Here is an 18,320-nt window from a genome sequence, read left to right as displayed (position 1 = left end):
ATCGCCGCCGTCAACGACGTCTTGCCATGGTCAACGTGACCAATCGTTCCGATGTTGCAGTGCGGCTTCGTCCGCTCAAACTTTTCCTTCGCCATCGTGGCACCCGTTCCTTTGATCGTTCAATATTCGTTTAGTGGGTTCAGGCGTATTTCGCCTGAACCTCGGCAGCCACGTTCGACGGCACTTGCTCGTAGTGGTCGAACTGCATGGTGTAGCTCGCACGCCCCTGGCTCATGCCGCGCAGGGTGTTGACGTAGCCGAACATGTTGGCGAGCGGGACCATCGCATTGATGACCACGGCATTGCCGCGCATGTCCTGACCCTGGATCTGGCCGCGACGGGAGTTCAGGTCACCGATCACGGAGCCCGTGTAATCCTCAGGTGTCGTGACCTCGACCTTCATCACCGGCTCGAGCAGAACCGAGCTACCCTTCTGAAGCGCCTCGCGGAGAGCCGCACGGGAGGCGATTTCGAAGGCCAGAGCCGACGAGTCGACTTCGTGGAAGGCGCCGTCGACGAGCTCGACCTTGAGGTCCACCACCGGGAACCCGGCGATCACGCCGGCACCGATGACCGACTGGAGGCCCTTTTCGACGCCCGGGATGTACTCCTTCGGCACCGCGCCGCCGACGATCTTCGACTCGAAGGCGAAACCGGCACCCTGCTCGTTCGGCTGAACGACGAGCTTGACGCGGGCGAACTGGCCCGTACCGCCGGTCTGCTTCTTGTGGGTGTAGTCCACCTCGGCCTTCTTCGTGATGGTCTCACGATAGGCGACCTGCGGAGCACCAACATTCGCGTCGACCTTGTAGGTGCGGCGCAGAATGTCGACCTTGATGTCGAGGTGAAGCTCGCCCATGCCCTTCAGGATCGTCTGACCGGATTCCTGATCGGTGGAGACGCGGAAGGACGGATCCTCGGCAGCGAGCTTGGACAGAGCCAGGCCCAGCTTCTCCTGGTCGGCCTTCGACTTCGGCTCGATGGCGATCTCGATCACCGGCTCCGGGAACTCCATGCGCTCGAGGATCACGGCCTTGGACGGATCGCAGAGCGTGTCACCGGTGCGGACTTCCTTGAGGCCGGCGAGAGCGACGATGTCGCCCGCATAGGCTTCCTTGATGTCCTCACGGTTGTTCGCATGCATGAGCAGCATGCGTCCGACGCGCTCTTTCTTGTCGCGCGAGGAGTTGAGCAGCGTGTCGCCCGCGTTCACCTTGCCGGAATAGACGCGGCAGAAGGTGATCGTGCCCACGAAGGGGTCGTCCATGATCTTGAAGGCGAGCATGGAGAACGCTTCGTCGTCGGACGGCTTGCGGGTGGTCGGCTCTTCCGTCTTGAAGTCGATACCCTGAATAGCCTCACGATCGGCCGGAGACGGCAGGAAGTCCACGACCGCGTCGAGAAGCGGCTGAACGCCCTTGTTCTTGAAGGCCGAACCGCAGAGAACCGGGTGGAAGGCGCGACGCTGGACAGCCGTACGGATCAGGCGGCGCAGCGTAGCCTCGTCCGGCTCCTGGCCGTCGAGATAGGCCATCATGGCCTCGTCGTCCATTTCCACGGCAGCTTCGACGAGCTTGCCACGGTACTCAAGGGCCTGATCCTTCAGGTCGGCCGGAATCTCGACCTCGTCGAACTTCGCGCCGAGCGCGTCGCTCTCCCAGACATAGGCCTTCATCTTGATCAGATCGACCATGCCCTTGAAGTCGCTCTCGGCACCGATCGGGATCTGCAGGCAGACAGGCTTGCCGGCGACGCGCTTCACGATGTCGTCGACGCACTTGAAGAAGTTCGCGCCGGTCTTGTCCATCTTGTTGACGAACACGACGCGCGGAACGTCGTACTTGTCGGCCTGGCGCCAGACGGTTTCGGTCTGGGGCTCGACACCCTGGTTGCCGTCGAGAACGCAGACGGCACCGTCGAGCACGCGCAGCGAACGCTCCACCTCGATAGTGAAGTCGACGTGGCCGGGGGTGTCGATGATGTTCAGACGCTTGCCGTTCCAGAAGCAGGTGGTGGCAGCGGACGTGATCGTGATGCCACGCTCCTGCTCCTGCTCCATCCAGTCCATGGTGGCGGCACCCTCGTGCACTTCACCGATCTTGTGGGACTTACCGGTGTAGTAAAGGATGCGCTCGGTCGTCGTGGTCTTGCCGGCATCGATGTGGGCCATGATGCCGAAATTGCGGTAGTCCTCAATCGCGTGCGTGCGGGGCATCGCTCAGCTCCTCAGGCCTTTACCAGCGGTAATGCGAGAACGCACGGTTGGCTTCCGCCATACGGTGGGTGTCTTCGCGCTTCTTCACGGCATTGCCTCGGTTGTTCGAGGCATCGAGCAGTTCGGCGGAGAGACGCTCGACCATGGTCTTGTCGTTGCGGCCGCGAGCGGCCTGAATGATCCAGCGGATCGCGAGAGCCTGACGGCGCTCGGAACGAACTTCGACCGGAACCTGATAGGTCGCACCACCGACGCGGCGGGAACGGACCTCGATCGCCGGAGCGACGTTGTCGAGGGCCTGCTTGAAAACTTCCAGCGGGTTCGCCTTGGCGCGGCTCTCGATGACGTCGAAGGCACCGTAGACGATGCTTTCGGCGGCGGACTTCTTGCCGTCGTACATGATGGAATTCATGAACTTCGTGACGACGATATCGCCGAACTTGGCGTCCGGGATGATCTCACGCTTTTCGGCGCTGTGGCGGCGAGACATGAGCTGACTCCGACCTCAATAACGGTTGACGGCTTACTTGGGCCGCTTCGCGCCGTACTTCGAACGACGCTGCTTACGATTCTTCACGCCCTGGGTGTCGAGAACACCGCGGAGGATGTGATAGCGGACACCCGGAAGGTCCTTCACGCGGCCACCGCGGATCATGACCACGGAGTGCTCCTGAAGGTTGTGACCTTCACCCGGGATGTACCCGATGACTTCAAACCCGTTCGTCAGACGAACCTTGGCGACCTTACGCAGAGCCGAGTTCGGCTTCTTCGGGGTCGTGGTATAAACGCGCGTGCACACGCCACGCTTCTGCGGGCAGGCCTCAAGCGCGGGAACCTTATTCCGGCTCTTTTGCGCCGTCCGCGGCTTGCGGATCAGCTGAGAGATCGTTGGCATCCTGTGCCCTCTTTCACCAGCCACCGACCCGGTGGCCTTCGAGTGTCTTCAACGGTTTAACGCCGCATTTCGACGTTTTTTGCAGACCTCTGAGGCTGCACAAAACGAAGCCACGCCATTGACTTGGGTTAAGCCCCTGGCGCGGTGCGATTGCAGAGGACCACGATCATTCTCACCGCGGTCGTGCCCTAAATCTGACATGTGTCAGTCAAGGTTGAGTTCGGCAGCGTTTAGGTGGCATCGGTCGAAGCTAGGCGCTTCGACTGGCAGAAACCTACGGCCAGCCGGAAAGTCCGGTCTCTGTAGCTCCCGAGTCGTGGAAAGTCAACACTTTTCGGTAACGATCCAGAAAGGGGCCGCTTTCGCGCAAGAGAAACCCTCGTCCCTCCCCTCCTAGGCTTTCCCGCAAACGGGTGCAAGGTTATGGAGTAACCCTGACAACGGGGAGGACGGCTTCCGTGACTGCGGCGATCCATTTCGAGCCCGAGGCTTATGACGTAACCCATGGGAAGCCTATGGGCCGTCATTTCGCGGGGCATGGCTTCTTGTCCGCCTTCGCCCGCTATTCCTCCGGCAAGGACCTGATCGGCTATGTGCGCGATGGCAAGATCGGGGAAGAATTTTGCAAATTCATCAAGAGCTTCCGCCCTGCCGATGCCCCGCAATACATCGTTCCGGCCAAGGCGGCGGCGCTTGCCCAGGTGGGTTGCCTCTTCACCCCCAGCCCGATCAATCCGGCCCAGGCCTGGCAGCGGGAGCTTCATGGCCCCCGCTCCTGGAGCCTCTGCGGGATCAACCACACGCTCTCCTCTGCCAAGGCCATGGACGGCATCACGGACCTTCCGACGGCGCCGATCCAGCCATGGGATGCAATCATCTGCACCTCAAGGGCCTCCCGGGAGGTGATCCAAACCCTCTTCGCCCGCCAGGAAGAGTATCTTTCTTCCCGCCTGGGAGCCGGCCGCTTCATCAGGCCGCAGCTCCCCGTGATTCCCTTGGGAGTCGATTGCGCGGCGCAGGCCCGGCACCGGGATGGAAGGGATGGCGCCCGTGCCGTGCTCGGCCTCCAGCCCGGCGACTTTGCCGTGCTGTTCCTGGGCCGCCTGTCCTTTCACGCCAAGGCCAATCCCGTTCCGATGTATCTCGCCCTGGAACGGCTGGCGCGGCGGCACCGGGTCGTGCTGATCGAATGCGGCTGGACCGCCAACGAGCCTATCGCCCAGGCCCTCGCGGATGCGCGGGCCCAGCTTTGCCCCTCCGTGAGGTCCATCGTGCTGGATGGGCGGGAACCGGAGCTTCGGGCTCGGGCCTGGGGCGCCGCCGATGTCTTCTGCTCCCTATCCGACAATATCCAGGAAACCTTCGGCCTCACCCCGATCGAGGCTATGGCCGCGGGGCTGCCCGTCGTGGTGACGGACTGGGACGGGTACAAGGATACGGTCCGGAACGGCATCGACGGGTTTGCCATCCGGACGCTTGCCGCCCCGCCCGGCGCGGGACAGCGCCTTGCAGCCCGCCATGCTTTGGGGATCGACAGCTACGATTCCTATATCGGCCAGGCTTCGACCGCCGTTGCTGTCGATATCGACGAAACGGAAGCGGCCTTCGAGCACCTCGCTTCCGATCCGGAGCTGCGCCGCCGCATGGGCGAGAGCGGAGCCGCGCGGGCCAGGGAGATCTTCGACTGGAAGGTCATCGTCGGGGCCTATGAAGCACTCTGGCGCGAACTCGCGGCGATCAGGGCATCGGATACGGCATCTCCAGCGCCCTCCCCCAAGCCGCAGGCGGGCTACTGGCCCGCCCGCCCCGATCCGTTCGAGCTTTTCGCGAGCTTCCCGTCCGCCGCCCTGTCTGGCCAGCACCGGCTCACCCAAGTCGCCGGCATCGACGAGGCCATGGTCTCGGATCGGCTTGCCCTCAAGGCCAGCCTCGTGAATGCGTGCCGGAATCTGTCGTCCGCCTCTCTGCTCGATCTGTGGCGTCAGGTCGGCGCGGGAGCGACCGTGAAGGACATTCTCGGCACGCCACGGGGCGCATCGCCCTCTACGACGATCCAGGGTCTCCTCCTGCTGACCAAGCTCGGCCTGCTCCGCATCAGCTGACCGGCGACGGCGCGCATGAAAAAGGCCGCCCGGAGGGGCGGCCTTTTCGCTTTTCGATGTCCTTGCGGCTTACTCGGCCGCAGGAGGCAGCTCGCTGACCTGAGCCTGGGACTCGGAACGCTTCTGCTGCAGGATCAGCTCGTCGCGGTGGGTTGCGACAGCCTTGATCTGAGCGGTCATCGCGCCCGTGCCAGCCGGGATCAGGCTGCCGACGATGACGTTCTCCTTGAGGCCCTCGAGGGTGTCGACCTTGCCGTTGACCGCCGCCTCGGTGAGAACGCGGGTGGTCTCCTGGAAGGACGCCGCCGAGATGAAGGAGCGGGTCTGGAGCGAGGCCTTGGTGATACCGAGCAGAACCGGCACGCCTTCGGCGGGCTTCTTCTTCTCGGCCACGAGACGCTCGTTGCTCTCCTCGAACTCGAGACGATCGACCTGCTCGCCCGCGAGGAACTCGCTGTCGCCGCCATCGGTGATCTCGACCTTCTGCAGCATCTGGCGAACGATCACCTCGATGTGCTTGTCGTTGATGAGCACGCCCTGGAGGCGGTAGACCTCCTGGATCTCGTTCACGAGGTAGGCCGCCAGTTCCTCGACGCCCTTGATCGCCAGGATGTCGTGCGGAGCCGGGTTGCCGTCGACGATGAAGTCACCGACCTCGACCACGTCGCCATCCTGCAGGTGGATGTGCTTGCCCTTCGGGATCAGGTACTCCACCGGCTCGGAACCGTCATGCGGGTTCAGCGTCAGGCGACGCTTGCTCTTGTAGTCGCGGCCGAACTGGATCGTGCCGGACTTCTCCGCGATGATGGCGGCATCCTTCGGACGACGGGCCTCGAACAGCTCCGCCACGCGCGGCAGACCGCCCGTGATGTCGCGGGTCTTGGCGCTCTCCGTCGAGACGCGGGCCAGAACGTCACCGGCCTTGACCTTCGAGCCGGGATCGACCGCGAGGATCGCATCCACGGGCAGCAGGTAGCGGGCGTCGCCGCCACGGGCGAGCTTGGCCACCTTGCCGCCGGAGCCCTGAACGACCACCGCCGGGCGCAGGTCGGCCGTGCGGGTCGAGCCGCGCCAGTCGATGACCACGCGCTTCGCGATGCCGGTCGACTCGTCCATCGACTCGATCATCGAGGCGCCGTCCACCAGGTCCTCGTAGCCCACCGTGCCGTCGACCTCGGTGAGGATCGGACGGGAATACGGGTCCCACTCGGCGATGCGCTGGCCGCGCTTGATCGTGTCGCCCTCGTCCACCTTCAGGCGCGAGCCGTATTGCAGGCGGTGAACCGCCCGCTCGGCTCCGTCCGGACCCGTGATCACCACGGCCACGTTGCGGCCCATGACCACGAGATCGCCATCGGAGTTCCGCGCGATGTTCTTGTTGCGGAAGCCGATCTTGCCCTCGAAGCTCGACTCGATGAAGGACGAGTCGGCGATCTGGGCCGCGCCGCCGATGTGGAAGGTGCGCATGGTAAGCTGCGTACCCGGCTCGCCGATGGACTGCGCCGCGATCACGCCGACAGCCTCGCCGTGGTTGACCGGAGTACCGCGAGCCAGGTCGCGGCCGTAGCAGGTCGCGCAGACGCCGTTCTTGGACTCGCAGACGAGCACGGAACGGATCTTCACTTCCTGGATACCGGCGGCGCCGATGGCCTCGAGGTGCTGCTCCTCGATCATCGTGCCCTTCGGAACGATAACGGTGCCGTCCTGCGCGACGAGATCCTCGGCGGTCGAGCGGCCCAGGATACGGGACGCCAGCGACGCGACCACCTGGCCGGCGTCGATGATGGCGCGCATCTTGATGCCCTTCTCGGTGCCGCAATCCGTCTCACGGATGACCGCATCCTGCGCCACGTCGACGAGGCGGCGGGTCAGGTAACCCGAGTTCGCCGTCTTGAGCGCGGTGTCGGCCAGGCCCTTACGTGCGCCGTGGGTCGAGTTGAAGTACTCGAGAACGTCCAGGCCTTCCTTGAAGTTCGAGATGATCGGCGTCTCGATGATCTCGCCGGACGGCTTGGCCATGAGGCCGCGCATGGCGGCGAGCTGCTTCATCTGGGCCGGCGAACCGCGGGCGCCCGAGTGGGACATCATATAGATCGAGTTGACCGGCTTGTCGCGGCCCTGATCGTCCTTCTGCACCGTCGAGATGCGGTTCATCATCTCGGCCGCGAGGCGATCCGAGCACTTCGCCCAGGCGTCGACAACCTTGTTGTACTTCTCGCCCTGAGTGATGAGGCCGTCCTGGTACTGCTGCTCGTAGTCCTTCGCGAGGGCACGGGTCTCCTCGACGATCTGCCACTTGTTCTCCGGGATCACCATGTCGTCCTTGCCGAACGAGATGCCGGCCTTGAACGCGTTGTAGAACCCGAGGCCCATGATGCGATCGCAGAAGATCACCGACTCCTTCTGACCGCAATGCCGGTACACGGCATCGATCATGTTGGAGATCTCCTTCTTCGTCATGAGCTTGTTCACGACGTCGAAGGAGAGGGCCGGATGCTTGGGCAGGAGGCGCGAGAGCATGACGCGTCCGGGCGTCGTCTCGACGATCCTGGTGACCGGCTGGCCATCCTCGCCGATGCCTTCCCAGCGATAGCGGATCTTGGTGTGGAGCGTGATGACCTTCTCGTTCAGGGCGTGCTCGATCTCGCCCATGTCGGCGAAGGCCTTGCCCTGTCCGGGCTGGCCGTCGGAGACGATGGAGAGATAGTAGAGGCCGAGAACGATGTCCTGCGACGGCACAATGATCGGCTGACCGTTGGCCGGGTGCAGGATGTTGTTGGTCGACATCATCAGCACGCGGGCTTCGAGCTGAGCCTCGAGCGAGAGCGGCACGTGGACGGCCATCTGGTCGCCGTCGAAGTCCGCGTTGAACGCGGCGCAGACGAGCGGGTGCAGCTGGATCGCCTTACCCTCGATGAGGGTGGGCTCGAAGGCCTGGATGCCGAGACGGTGCAGCGTCGGAGCGCGGTTCAGGAGAACCGGATGCTCGCGGATGACCTCGTCCAGGATATCCCAGACCTCGGGCTTCTCCTTCTCGACGAGCTTCTTCGCCTGCTTGACGGTGGCGGACAGGCCGCGCGCGTCGAGCTTGGCGTAGATGAACGGCTTGAAGAGCTCGAGAGCCATCTTCTTCGGCAGGCCGCACTGATGGAGCTTCAGCTCCGGTCCCACCACGATGACCGAACGGCCCGAATAGTCGACGCGCTTGCCGAGCAGGTTCTGGCGGAAGCGGCCCTGCTTGCCCTTCAGCATGTCGGCGAGCGACTTCAGCGGACGCTTGTTGGCGCCCGTGATGACGCGGCCGCGGCGGCCGTTGTCGAACAGGGCATCCACCGCCTCCTGGAGCATGCGCTTCTCGTTGCGGACGATGATGTCCGGAGCGCGCAGCTCCATCAGCCGCTTCAGGCGGTTGTTGCGGTTGATGACGCGGCGGTAGAGGTCGTTCAGGTCCGAGGTCGCGAAGCGGCCGCCGTCGAGCGGCACGAGCGGACGCAGGTCCGGCGGGATCACCGGAACCACGGTCATGATCATCCATTCGGGCTTGTTGCCCGACTGGATGAACGCCTCGATGATCTTGAGGCGCTTCATGAGCTTCTTCGGCTTCAGCTCCGACGTGGTGACCGCGATCTCCTCACGGATCTCCTGCGCGGTCTTCTCCAGATCGAGCTCCTGCAGGATGCGGCGGATGGCTTCCGCGCCGATCATGGCGGTGAAGCTGTCCTCGCCGTACTCGTCCTGAGCGCGGATGTACTCCTCCTCGGTGAGGAGCTGACGGTCCTTCAGGGGCGTCAGGCCGGCATCGACGACGATGTAGGATTCGAAATAGAGGATGCGCTCCAGATCCTTCAGGGTCATGTCGAGCAGCAGACCGATGCGGCTCGGCAGGGACTTGAGGAACCAGATGTGAGCGACGGGGGCAGCCAGCTCGATGTGGCCCATGCGGTCGCGACGGACGCGCGCGAGGGTGACCTCGACGCCGCACTTCTCGCAGATGACGCCCTTGTACTTCATGCGCTTGTACTTGCCGCACAAGCACTCGTAGTCCTTGATCGGGCCGAAGATGCGCGCGCAGAACAAGCCGTCGCGCTCGGGCTTGAACGTGCGGTAGTTGATGGTCTCCGGCTTCTTGATCTCGCCGTAGGACCAGGACAGAATCTTCTCAGGGCTCGCGATCGAGATCTTGATCTGATCGAAAGTCTGCGGCTGGGCCGTCTGGTTGAAGAGATTCATGACCTCTTGATTCATCGCCGTCTCCTGGGCTGGAAGGCGCCTTAAAAAGCACCCTCACCGGCAATTGCATGGGGCCGCGGCATCATCGCCGCGGCCAATGGTCAAACTTGAAGCGCGTTACTCCGCAGCCTCGGACGGAGGCAGCTGCTCCGGCTCGTTGGCTGCGCGCTTGGAATTGGTCAGCTCCACGTTGAGGCCGAGCGAACGCATTTCCTTCACGAGAACGTTGAAGCTCTCCGGAATGCCCGACTCGAAGGTGTCATCGCCGCGAACGATGGCTTCGTAGACCTTCGTACGGCCGGCCACGTCGTCCGACTTGACCGTGAGCATTTCCTGCAGCGTGTACGCGGCGCCGTAAGCCTCGAGCGCCCACACCTCCATTTCGCCGAAGCGCTGGCCGCCGAACTGGGCCTTGCCGCCCAGCGGCTGCTGGGTGACGAGGCTGTAGGGGCCGATGGAGCGGGCGTGGATCTTGTCGTCCACGAGGTGGTGGAGCTTCAGCATGTAGATGTAGCCCACGGTCACCTTGCGGTCGAAAGGCTCGCCAGTCTTGCCGTCATAGAGCGTGACCTGGCCCGACGGATCGAGGCCCGCCTTCTGCAGCATGGCTTCGATGTCCGCCTCCTTCGCGCCGTCGAAGACGGGCGTGGCAAAGGGAACGCCGCGGCGCAGCTTGTTGCCGAGCTCGACCAGCTCCTCGTCGGAAGCCTCCTTGATCTCCGGAAGATCCCCGTAGATCGAGACCAGCTGCTCGCGCAGCGCCTTGGACTTGCCGCTCTTCATGTAGGCGTCGACCGCCTGGGCGACCTGCTTGCCGAGACCGGCAGCCGCCCAGCCGAGATGCGTCTCGAGGATCTGACCGACGTTCATGCGGCTCGGCACGCCGAGCGGGTTGAGCACGATGTCCGCGTGGGTGCCGTCCTCGAGGAACGGCATGTCCTCGATGGGAACGATGCGCGACACGACACCCTTGTTGCCGTGACGGCCGGCCATCTTGTCGCCCGGCTGGATCTTGCGCTTCACGGCCACGAAGACCTTGACCATCTTCATGACGCCCGGAGGTAGCTCGTCGCCGCGCTGCAGCTTTTCGACCTTGTCGAGGAAGCGCTGCTCGAGGCGCTTCTTCGACTCGTCGTACTGCTTCTGCATGGCCTCGATCTCGGTCATCAGAGCATCGTCTTCGACCGCGAACTGCCACCACTGCGAACGGGGATACTCGTTCAGCAGGTCACGGGTGATCTTCGTGTCCTTCTTGAAGCCCTTGGGGCCCGCAACGGCGCTCTTGCCCGAGAGGATCTCGGCCAGACGCGCATAGGTGTTGCGGTCGAGGATCGCCTGCTCGTCGTCGCGGTCCTTGGCGAGACGCTCGATCTCCTCGCGCTCGATGGCCTGGGCGCGCTCGTCCTTGTCGACGCCGTGACGGTTGAAGACGCGGACTTCGACGATGGTTCCCGTCACGCCCGGGGGCACGCGCAGCGAGGTATCGCGAACGTCGGAGGCCTTCTCGCCGAAGATGGCGCGCAGGAGCTTTTCTTCCGGCGTCATCGGGCTTTCGCCCTTCGGCGTGATCTTGCCGACGAGGATGTCGCCGGCGTGAACTTCGGCGCCGATATAGACGATGCCGGCCTCGTCGAGGTTCTTCAGCGCCTCTTCCGACACGTTCGGAATGTCGCGCGTGATTTCCTCAGGACCCAGCTTCGTATCGCGGGCCATCACTTCGAACTCCTCGATGTGGATCGAGGTGAAGACGTCTTCCTTCACGATCCGCTCGGAAAGCAGGATCGAGTCTTCGAAGTTGTAGCCGTTCCAGGGCATGAACGCGACGAGCACGTTCCGGCCGAGCGCCAGCTCGCCGTACTCGGTCGACGGACCGTCGGCGATGATGTCGCCCTTGCGCACGAGGTCGCCGGCGCGGACCAGCGGCTTCTGCGTGATGCAGGTCGACTGGTTGGAGCGCTGGAACTTCTGGAGACGATAGATGTCGACGCCAGGACGGGTCGGATCCGTGTTCTCCGTCGCGCGGATGACGATACGGGTCGCGTCCACCTGGTCGACGACGCCGGTGCGGCGGGCCGCAATGGCCGCGCCCGAGTCACGGGCCACAACCGCTTCCATGCCGGTACCGACGAACGGAGCGTCAGCCTGAACCAGAGGCACGGCCTGACGCTGCATGTTCGAGCCCATGAGGGCGCGGTTCGCGTCGTCGTTCTCGAGGAACGGGATGAGCGCGGCGGCGACCGACACGAGCTGCTTCGGCGACACCTCCATGAGGTCCACGCGGTCGGGGGAAACGACGATGTTTTCACCGGCGCGGCGGCAGATCACGAGTTCTTCCGTGAGGGTGCCGTTGGCATCGAGCGTCGAGTTGGCCTGGGCGATATTGTACTTCGCCTCTTCCATGGCCGAGAGGTAGATCACCTCGTCCGTCACGCGGCTGTCGCGCACGCGGCGGAACGGCGTCTCGATGAAGCCGTACTTGTTGACGCGGGCGAAGGTGGCCAGCGAGTTGATGAGGCCGATATTCGGGCCTTCCGGCGTCTCGATCGGGCAGATGCGGCCGTAATGGGTCGGGTGAACGTCGCGCACCTCGAAGCCGGCGCGCTCGCGGGTCAGACCGCCCGGGCCAAGGGCCGAAAGGCGACGCTTGTGCGTGACCTCGGAGAGCGGGTTGGTCTGGTCCATGAACTGCGAGAGCTGCGAGGAGCCGAAGAACTCGCGCACGGCGGCAGCCGCCGGCTTCGCGTTGATCAGATCCTGCGGCATGACCGTGTCGATATCGACGGACGACATGCGCTCCTTGATCGCGCGCTCCATGCGCAGCAGGCCCAGACGGTACTGGTTCTCCATGAGCTCGCCGACCGAGCGCACGCGGCGGTTGCCGAGGTGATCGATGTCGTCGATCTCGCCCTTGCCGTCGCGCAGGTCCACGAGCGCCTTCGTCACCGCCAGGATGTCCTCGCGGCGCAGGGTGCGCACGGTGTCCTCGGCGTCGAGGTCGAGGCGCATGTTCATCTTCACGCGGCCGACGGCCGAGAGGTCGTAGCGCTCGGCATCGAAGAACAGCGAATTGAACATGGCTTCCGCTGTCTCGAGGATCGGCGGCTCACCCGGACGCATGACGCGATAGATGTCGAACAGGGCGTCCTCGCGGGAGGAAGCCTTGTCGATGGCGAGCGTGTTGCGGATATACGGGCCGACCGTCACGTGGTCGATGTCGAGCACCGGAATTTCGGTGAACCCGGCCTCTTCCAGGCCCTTCAGCAGCTTCTCGGTGATCTCGTCGCCCGCCTCGGCATAGATCTCGCCGGTGGAGGGATTCACGAGATCCTCGCCGATATACTGGCCATAGAGGTCTTCGTCGGTCGCGCGCAGCGCCTTGAGGCCCTTCTCGGCCAGCTGGCGGGCCGTGCGGGCGGTCAGCTTCTTGCCCGCCTCGAGCACGATCTCGCCGGACTTGGCATCGATCAGGTCGACGGAGGCCTTGAAGCCCTTCATGCGCTCCGCATCGAACGGCACGGACCAGGCGTCGCCGTCACGGGTATAGGTGATGCGGTTGTAGAAGGTTTTGAGGATCTCCTCGCCGTCCAGGCCCAGGGCATAGAGCAGCGACGTGACCGGGATCTTACGCTTGCGGTCGATGCGCGCGTAGACGATGTCCTTGGCGTCGAACTCGATGTCGAGCCAGGAGCCGCGATAGGGAATGATGCGGGCGGCAAAGAGCAGCTTGCCCGAGGAATGGGTCTTGCCCTTGTCGTGGTCGAAGAACACACCAGGCGAACGGTGCATCTGGGACACGATCACGCGCTCGGTGCCGTTCACGATGAAGGTGCCGTTGTCCGTCATGAGCGGCATGTCGCCCATGTAGACGTCCTGCTCCTTGATGTCCTTCACGGAGCGGGCGCCGGTGTCGGGGTCCACATCGAACACGATGAGGCGCAGCGTGACCTTGAGCGGCGCAGCGAAGGTCATGCCCCGCTGGCGGCACTCGTCCACGTCGTATTTCGGGGGCTCGAACGTGTATTTCACGAATTCGAGCAGGGCAGTATTCGAAAAGTCCGAAATCGGGAAAACCGATTTGAAGACGGCTTGCAAGCCCTCTTCCGGCCGGCCGCCCTTTGGCTCTTCGACCATCAGGAACTGGTCGTAGGATGCCTTCTGAACCTCGATCAGGTTCGGCATCTCCGCCACTTCGTTGATTTTCCCGAAGAACTTGCGAATGCGCTTCCGGCCGATCAGTGTGTTGGCCATCTGGACCTCGTTCCTCATACACGGCTAATCGAGAACCCTGAGAAGCCAGGAGCCTCGATTAGCCGCCGGCGGCTCTGCCGCCCGCTAACCGCAAGAATTCAGGTCCGTTTCGGACCGCTCCACGTGCCGCCAAGAAGCCCGACCTCTTTGACGACACAACGGCCCCAGGCAAAATCGCCCGGGACCGTGTGTTTTGAGCCCCGATCTCTCGGGGGTAACCCCGCGACCCCGAAGGGCCGCAAAATTACTTAAGCTCGACCTTGGCGCCGACCTTCTCGAGGGTCGCCTTGATCTTCTCGGCTTCGTCCTTGGCAGCGCCTTCCTTGATGGTCTTCGGAGCGCCTTCGACGAGGTCCTTAGCTTCCTTCAGGCCCAGGCCCGTGATGCCACGGACTTCCTTGATGACCTCGATCTTCTTGTCGCCGGCAGAAGCGAGAACGACCGTGAACTCGGTCTTCTCCTCGGCAGCGGCAGCAGCGCCGCCGGCAGCCGGAGCAGCGGCAACGGCGACGGCAGCGGCAGCGGAAACGCCCCACTTCTCTTCGAGCATCTTCGCGAGCTCAGCGGCTTCGAGAACGGTCAGCGACGACAGATCGTCAACGAGCTTGGCAAGATCAGCCATTTTGATTTCCTTAAGTTCGGTTCGAACGGGTTAGTGATTGAGGTTACGGCCTCACGCCGCTTCGCCTGTCTTGGCATAGGCTCCGAACACGCGGGCGAGCTTTGCCGCCGGCGCCGTGCTGAGCTGAGCGATCTTCGTGGCCGGAGCCTGGACCAGGCCGACCAGTTTAGCGCGCAGTTCATCGAGGGACGGAAGCGTGGCAAGCGCCTTCACTCCATCCACGTTCAGAGCGGTCGCGCCCATCGCGCCACCGAGGATAACGAGCTTCTCGTTAGCCTTGGCGAAATCGACAGCGACCTTGGGCGCCGCGACCGGATCGCTCGAATAAGCGATCAGGGTCGGACCTTTCATAAGGCCCGAGATGGACGCGACGTCCGTGCCTTCGAGAGCGATTTTGGCGAGGCGGTTCTTCGCGACCTTCACGGTGGCGCCGGCCTGCTTCATCTGCGCGCGCAGCTTCTGCATGTCGGCGACCGTGAGGCCAGCATAGTGGGCGACAACAACGACGCTCGTGGTGTTGAACACGTCGTTGAGAGTCGAGACGAGCTCGCGCTTTGCTGCTCTTTCCACTGGGCTCTCTCCGGTTGGCGGAAATCTCCGCCGGTTACATTTGCCGTTCAAGGCCCGGACTTGCGTCCGAAGCATCTCAAACGACGCTCTCGCAAGCCCTGTCCCCCAAATGACGCCTGACGGCGCACCGGGTGAGATGGTTCGAACCGACTCCCTTCACCTGCGTTGAACAGGTGTCAAACTCGGCTTCCCCGTCTATGCAGGCCCTTACGAATTAAACTGGCGAACCAGCACCTGCAGTCTTGGACAGGACATAGCCGGAACGCGCCAAAGGTCACCCTTTGGCTCGCCGGCCTGTCACCGCCCCGTCTCCGGGACGGATTCACAGCCTGAAGCCCGCGCAAAAGCGGAGCCTCGGCATATATTGGAAACTCAAAGAGCTTCTATAATCCCTTTTTTCCCCTCTGCCAAGAGGGGTACGAGGCATAAGTTTTAAGGATTTTATGACCCGCAGCGCCTTCTAAGGGCCCATCGCCGGGTCCGACCACAGGTTCGCACTAGGGCTTTGACCACCCTGCCCGCTCGAATCGAACCGGCCGGCCGGCCGGGAGTGGTTTCAGGAGCGATCCAGAGCGTTCCGGCAATGTCTGCCGCGTGAACAACGGCCCTGCGGACCGTCACGAAGCCGGGCGGCACGGCCTCGGCATAGGAAAAGGCCGGCGTCCGAAAACGCCGGCCTTCCGGAGATCCTTTAAAGGACAGCCTTAGCCGTTCAGCACGGACGAAGGATCGACCTTCACGCCCGGGCCCATCGTCGAGGAGATCGCGACGCGCTGGATGTAGGTGCCCTTGGCGCCCGCGGGCTTGGCCTTGGAGACGGCATCGGCGAAAGCCTTGATGTTCTCCACCAGCTTGCCCTCGTCGAAGGAGGCCTTGCCGATACCGGCATGGACGATACCGGCCTTCTCGACGCGGAACTCGACGGCGCCGCCCTTGGCGGCCTCGACGGCGCCCTTGACGTCCATGGTCACCGTTCCGACCTTCGGGTTCGGCATCAGGCCGCGCGGGCCGAGAACCTTACCGAGACGGCCGACGAGCGGCATCAGGTCGGGGGTGGCGATGCAGCGGTCGAACTCGATCGTGCCGCCGTTGACGATCTCGAAGAGATCCTCGGCGCCCACCACGTCGGCACCGGCGGCCTTGGCTTCGTCAGCCTTGGCGCCGCGGGCGAAGACGGCGACGCGGACCGTACGGCCGGAGCCGTTCGGCAGGTTGCAGACGCCGCGGACCATCTGGTCGGCGTGGCGGGGATCGACGCCGAGATTCATCGAGATCTCGATGGTCTCGTCGAACTTCGCCTTGGCGCGTTCCTTGATCAGCTTCACCGCGTCCTGGATCGGGTAGAGCTTGGCGGCGTCGATGCCCTCGCGGGCAGAGCGGATGCGCTTACCTTCTTTCACAGCCATCATGCCCTCCTTACGCCACTTCCATGCCCATCGAGCGCGCGGAGCCCTCGATCATGGCCATGGCGGATTCCACGGTGTCGCAGTTGAGATCGACCATCTTCTTCTCGGCGATCTCGCGGATCTGGTCGCGGGTGACGCGACCGACGGTGCCGCCCTTGCCGGGGGTCTGCGAACCCTTGTCGATCTTCGCGGCCTTCTTGAGGAAGTACGAGACCGGGGGCTGCTTCATCTCGAAGGTGAAGGAACGATCCTGATACGCGGTGATGATCACCGGGATCGGCGTGCCCTTCTCCATCTGCGCGGTCTTCGCATTGAAGGCCTTGCAGAATTCCATGATGTTCAGGCCGCGCTGACCGAGCGCCGGACCGATCGGCGGCGACGGGTTGGCCGCGCCGGCGGGCACTTGAAGCTTAACGTAGCCCGCAATTTTCTTTGCCATAGGACTGCTCCCAATGGACCACCCGCCCGGAGCCAACCGAGCGGCATGGCAGTTGCAGATCGCGGTGCAGCCCGTTGGCCCCGGCTGGCGACCGGGCGGACCTCCCGCGGATGAAAGCCCCTCCGAGGGGCAACGGAAGCGTCACCGGAAAGGTGCGCCTCCCCTTTCGGTCAGATCTTCTCGACCTGGCCGTATTCGAGCTCGACCGGCGTCGCGCGGCCGAAGATGGACACTGCGACCTTGAGGCGGGCGCGGGCGTGATCGACTTCCTCGACGACGCCGTTGAAAGAGGCAAACGGACCGTCGGAGACGCGCACCTGCTCGCCGACCTCGAAGCTGACGGAGGGCTTGGGGTGATCGACACCCTCGGCCACCTGCCCCTTGATCCGCTCAGCCTCGCGGTCCGGAATCGGAACCGGCTTGGACTTGTCGGCGCCCAGGAAGCCCGTCACCTTCGGCGTGTTCTTGATGAGGTGATAGACCTCGTCCGTCAGGTCGCACTTCACCAGGACATAGCCCGGGAAGAACTTGCGCTCCGTATCGACCTTGCGGCCGCGGCGCACCTCGACGACCTTCTCGGTCGGAACCATGACCTCGTCGAACTTGTCCTCGAGGCCGCGCTGCGCCGCCTGATCCTTGATCGACTGGGCAACCTTGTTCTCGAAGTTCGAATAGGCGTGGACGATATACCAACGCTTCGTCATTTATTCCGCCTCTTAACCGCCGAGCCCGAGGATCACCGAGCGCACACCCCAGCCGATCACCTGGTCGACGACCAGGAAGAAGATGCTCGCCACCACGACCATCACGAACACCATGGCGGTCGTGATCATGGTTTCCTTGCGGGTCGGCCAGGTCACCTTCGCGGCTTCCGAGCGGACCTGCTGTATGAAATCGAACGGGTTCGTCTTCGCCATTTCCCTTGCATCCACAGGCTTCCAGGAAGCTGCGGACGTCCTCCTAAGGGCACGCTTGAGCCCAAATTGAAGGGGCGCGAGGCCGTTCTCCGAACCTCACGCCGCCTATCGAAAAACCATCAGTGAGGCGCTCTTTAACGCAAAACGCCTGCCTTGTCGATCCGCTGGCAGGAGTGGAGGGACTCGAACCCCCAACCCCCGGTTTTGGAGACCGGTGCTCTAGCCGATTGAGCTACACTCCTAAGGGATGCGGACCGTTTATACGTTCTCCTGGCATCGCACAAGATCCTCATTGCGATCAGGACGATTTAGCCAGGGAAGAAATGACCCGAGCGGCATCCAAAGCCGGAAGAGGCAAGACCCTGCTCTCAGATCCCCGTCCTGACCGGAGCATTTTCACTCACCCAATGCGTCGCCTCAGATCCCCGGCGCGATCCTCGCGTTTCCGCAAGCCAGGGGCGCGGCCGATTCCGCCAGGAATTCCTGCGAATCCGCACAGATGGACTTCAGGCCGATGCCAAGGTGAGCGCTTGCCCCCAGCGGCTGAAAAAGAAAAAGGGCGCTGCACGTGCAGCGCCCCGTTTCGCTCAACGGCAGCGGCTGGACCGTTGTCCGGCCGCTGTCCTTTGATCCTCTGTGTGCTTAGTCCATCACGGCGGCGACGACGCCGGCGCCG

The 18,320-nt window shown here is 63.6% G+C and carries 13 protein-coding genes and 1 tRNA gene; 1 reads left to right on the top strand and 13 read right to left on the bottom strand.

All coding sequences use genetic code 11. The features are described 5' to 3' along the window. The 4 genes from L879_RS23785 to rpsL form a co-directional block, all read right to left on the bottom strand. On the bottom strand, positions 1–95 hold a 95-nt coding region (locus L879_RS23785; RefSeq protein ID WP_154664260.1), incomplete at its 3' end, for a GTP-binding protein. 44 nt (positions 96–139) lie between these two features. Continuing rightward, positions 140–2,215: an elongation factor G gene (fusA, locus tag L879_RS0117895; RefSeq protein ID WP_027317301.1), complete on the bottom strand. Its 2,076-nt coding sequence runs from the start codon at positions 2,213–2,215 to the stop codon at positions 140–142. Between the two features lie 19 nt (positions 2,216–2,234). Further along, complete coding sequence (gene rpsG / locus L879_RS0117890) at positions 2,235–2,705, bottom strand: 30S ribosomal protein S7 (protein WP_027317300.1); 471 nt, start codon at positions 2,703–2,705, stop codon at positions 2,235–2,237. 33 nt (positions 2,706–2,738) lie between these two features. After that, the gene (gene rpsL, locus L879_RS0117885) at positions 2,739–3,110 is read right to left on the bottom strand and encodes a 30S ribosomal protein S12 (RefSeq protein ID WP_009764294.1); all 372 of its coding nucleotides are present in this window, start codon (positions 3,108–3,110) and stop codon (positions 2,739–2,741) included. A 458-nt stretch (positions 3,111–3,568) separates the two neighbouring features. Between rpsL and L879_RS22205 the strand changes: the two genes are divergently transcribed. Further along, positions 3,569–5,212 carry a glycosyltransferase family 4 protein gene (locus tag L879_RS22205; RefSeq protein WP_154664259.1) on the top strand — a complete coding sequence of 548 codons (1,644 nt, stop codon included), beginning with the start codon at positions 3,569–3,571 and terminating at the stop codon, positions 5,210–5,212. Positions 5,213–5,281: 69 nt separating this feature from the next. Here the strand turns inward: L879_RS22205 and rpoC are convergent, their stop codons facing one another. The 9 genes from rpoC to L879_RS0117835 all read right to left on the bottom strand — a co-directional run bounded on the left by rpoC (position 5,282) and on the right by L879_RS0117835 (position 17,886). Beyond that, the gene (gene rpoC, locus L879_RS0117875) at positions 5,282–9,457 is read right to left on the bottom strand and encodes a DNA-directed RNA polymerase subunit beta' (RefSeq protein ID WP_027317299.1); all 4,176 of its coding nucleotides are present in this window, start codon (positions 9,455–9,457) and stop codon (positions 5,282–5,284) included. A 102-nt stretch (positions 9,458–9,559) separates the two neighbouring features. Next, positions 9,560–13,690, bottom strand: a complete 4,131-nt coding sequence (rpoB, locus tag L879_RS0117870; protein ID WP_027317298.1) for a DNA-directed RNA polymerase subunit beta — start codon at positions 13,688–13,690, stop codon at positions 9,560–9,562. Positions 13,691–13,934: 244 nt separating this feature from the next. Further along, positions 13,935–14,312: a 50S ribosomal protein L7/L12 gene (rplL, locus tag L879_RS0117865; protein WP_027317297.1), complete on the bottom strand. Its 378-nt coding sequence runs from the start codon at positions 14,310–14,312 to the stop codon at positions 13,935–13,937. Positions 14,313–14,363: 51 nt separating this feature from the next. Next, complete coding sequence (gene rplJ / locus L879_RS0117860) at positions 14,364–14,882, bottom strand: 50S ribosomal protein L10 (RefSeq protein WP_027317296.1); 519 nt, start codon at positions 14,880–14,882, stop codon at positions 14,364–14,366. Between the two features lie 704 nt (positions 14,883–15,586). Next, positions 15,587–16,288 (bottom strand): 50S ribosomal protein L1, encoded by a 702-nt coding sequence (rplA, locus tag L879_RS0117855; protein ID WP_027317295.1) that lies wholly within the window; start codon positions 16,286–16,288, stop codon positions 15,587–15,589. Between the two features lie 10 nt (positions 16,289–16,298). After that, positions 16,299–16,727 (bottom strand): 50S ribosomal protein L11, encoded by a 429-nt coding sequence (rplK, locus tag L879_RS0117850; RefSeq protein WP_027317294.1) that lies wholly within the window; start codon positions 16,725–16,727, stop codon positions 16,299–16,301. 170 nt (positions 16,728–16,897) lie between these two features. Next, positions 16,898–17,431 (bottom strand): transcription termination/antitermination protein NusG, encoded by a 534-nt coding sequence (gene nusG / locus L879_RS0117845; RefSeq protein WP_027317293.1) that lies wholly within the window; start codon positions 17,429–17,431, stop codon positions 16,898–16,900. Positions 17,432–17,443: 12 nt separating this feature from the next. Then, entirely contained in the window at positions 17,444–17,644 is a 201-nt protein-coding gene (gene secE, locus L879_RS0117840) for a preprotein translocase subunit SecE (protein ID WP_027317292.1), read from the bottom strand. Positions 17,645–17,809: 165 nt separating this feature from the next. Next, positions 17,810–17,886: transfer RNA gene (locus tag L879_RS0117835), tRNA-Trp, on the bottom strand. Positions 17,887–18,320: the final 434 nt, after the last annotated feature.

It is taken from the genome of Microvirga flocculans ATCC BAA-817, from assembly GCF_000518665.1.
Classification (GTDB): domain Bacteria; phylum Pseudomonadota; class Alphaproteobacteria; order Rhizobiales; family Beijerinckiaceae; genus Microvirga; species Microvirga flocculans.
The sequence above is the reverse complement of the archived record's forward strand: the minus strand, read 5'-3'. Positions and strand labels throughout refer to the sequence as shown.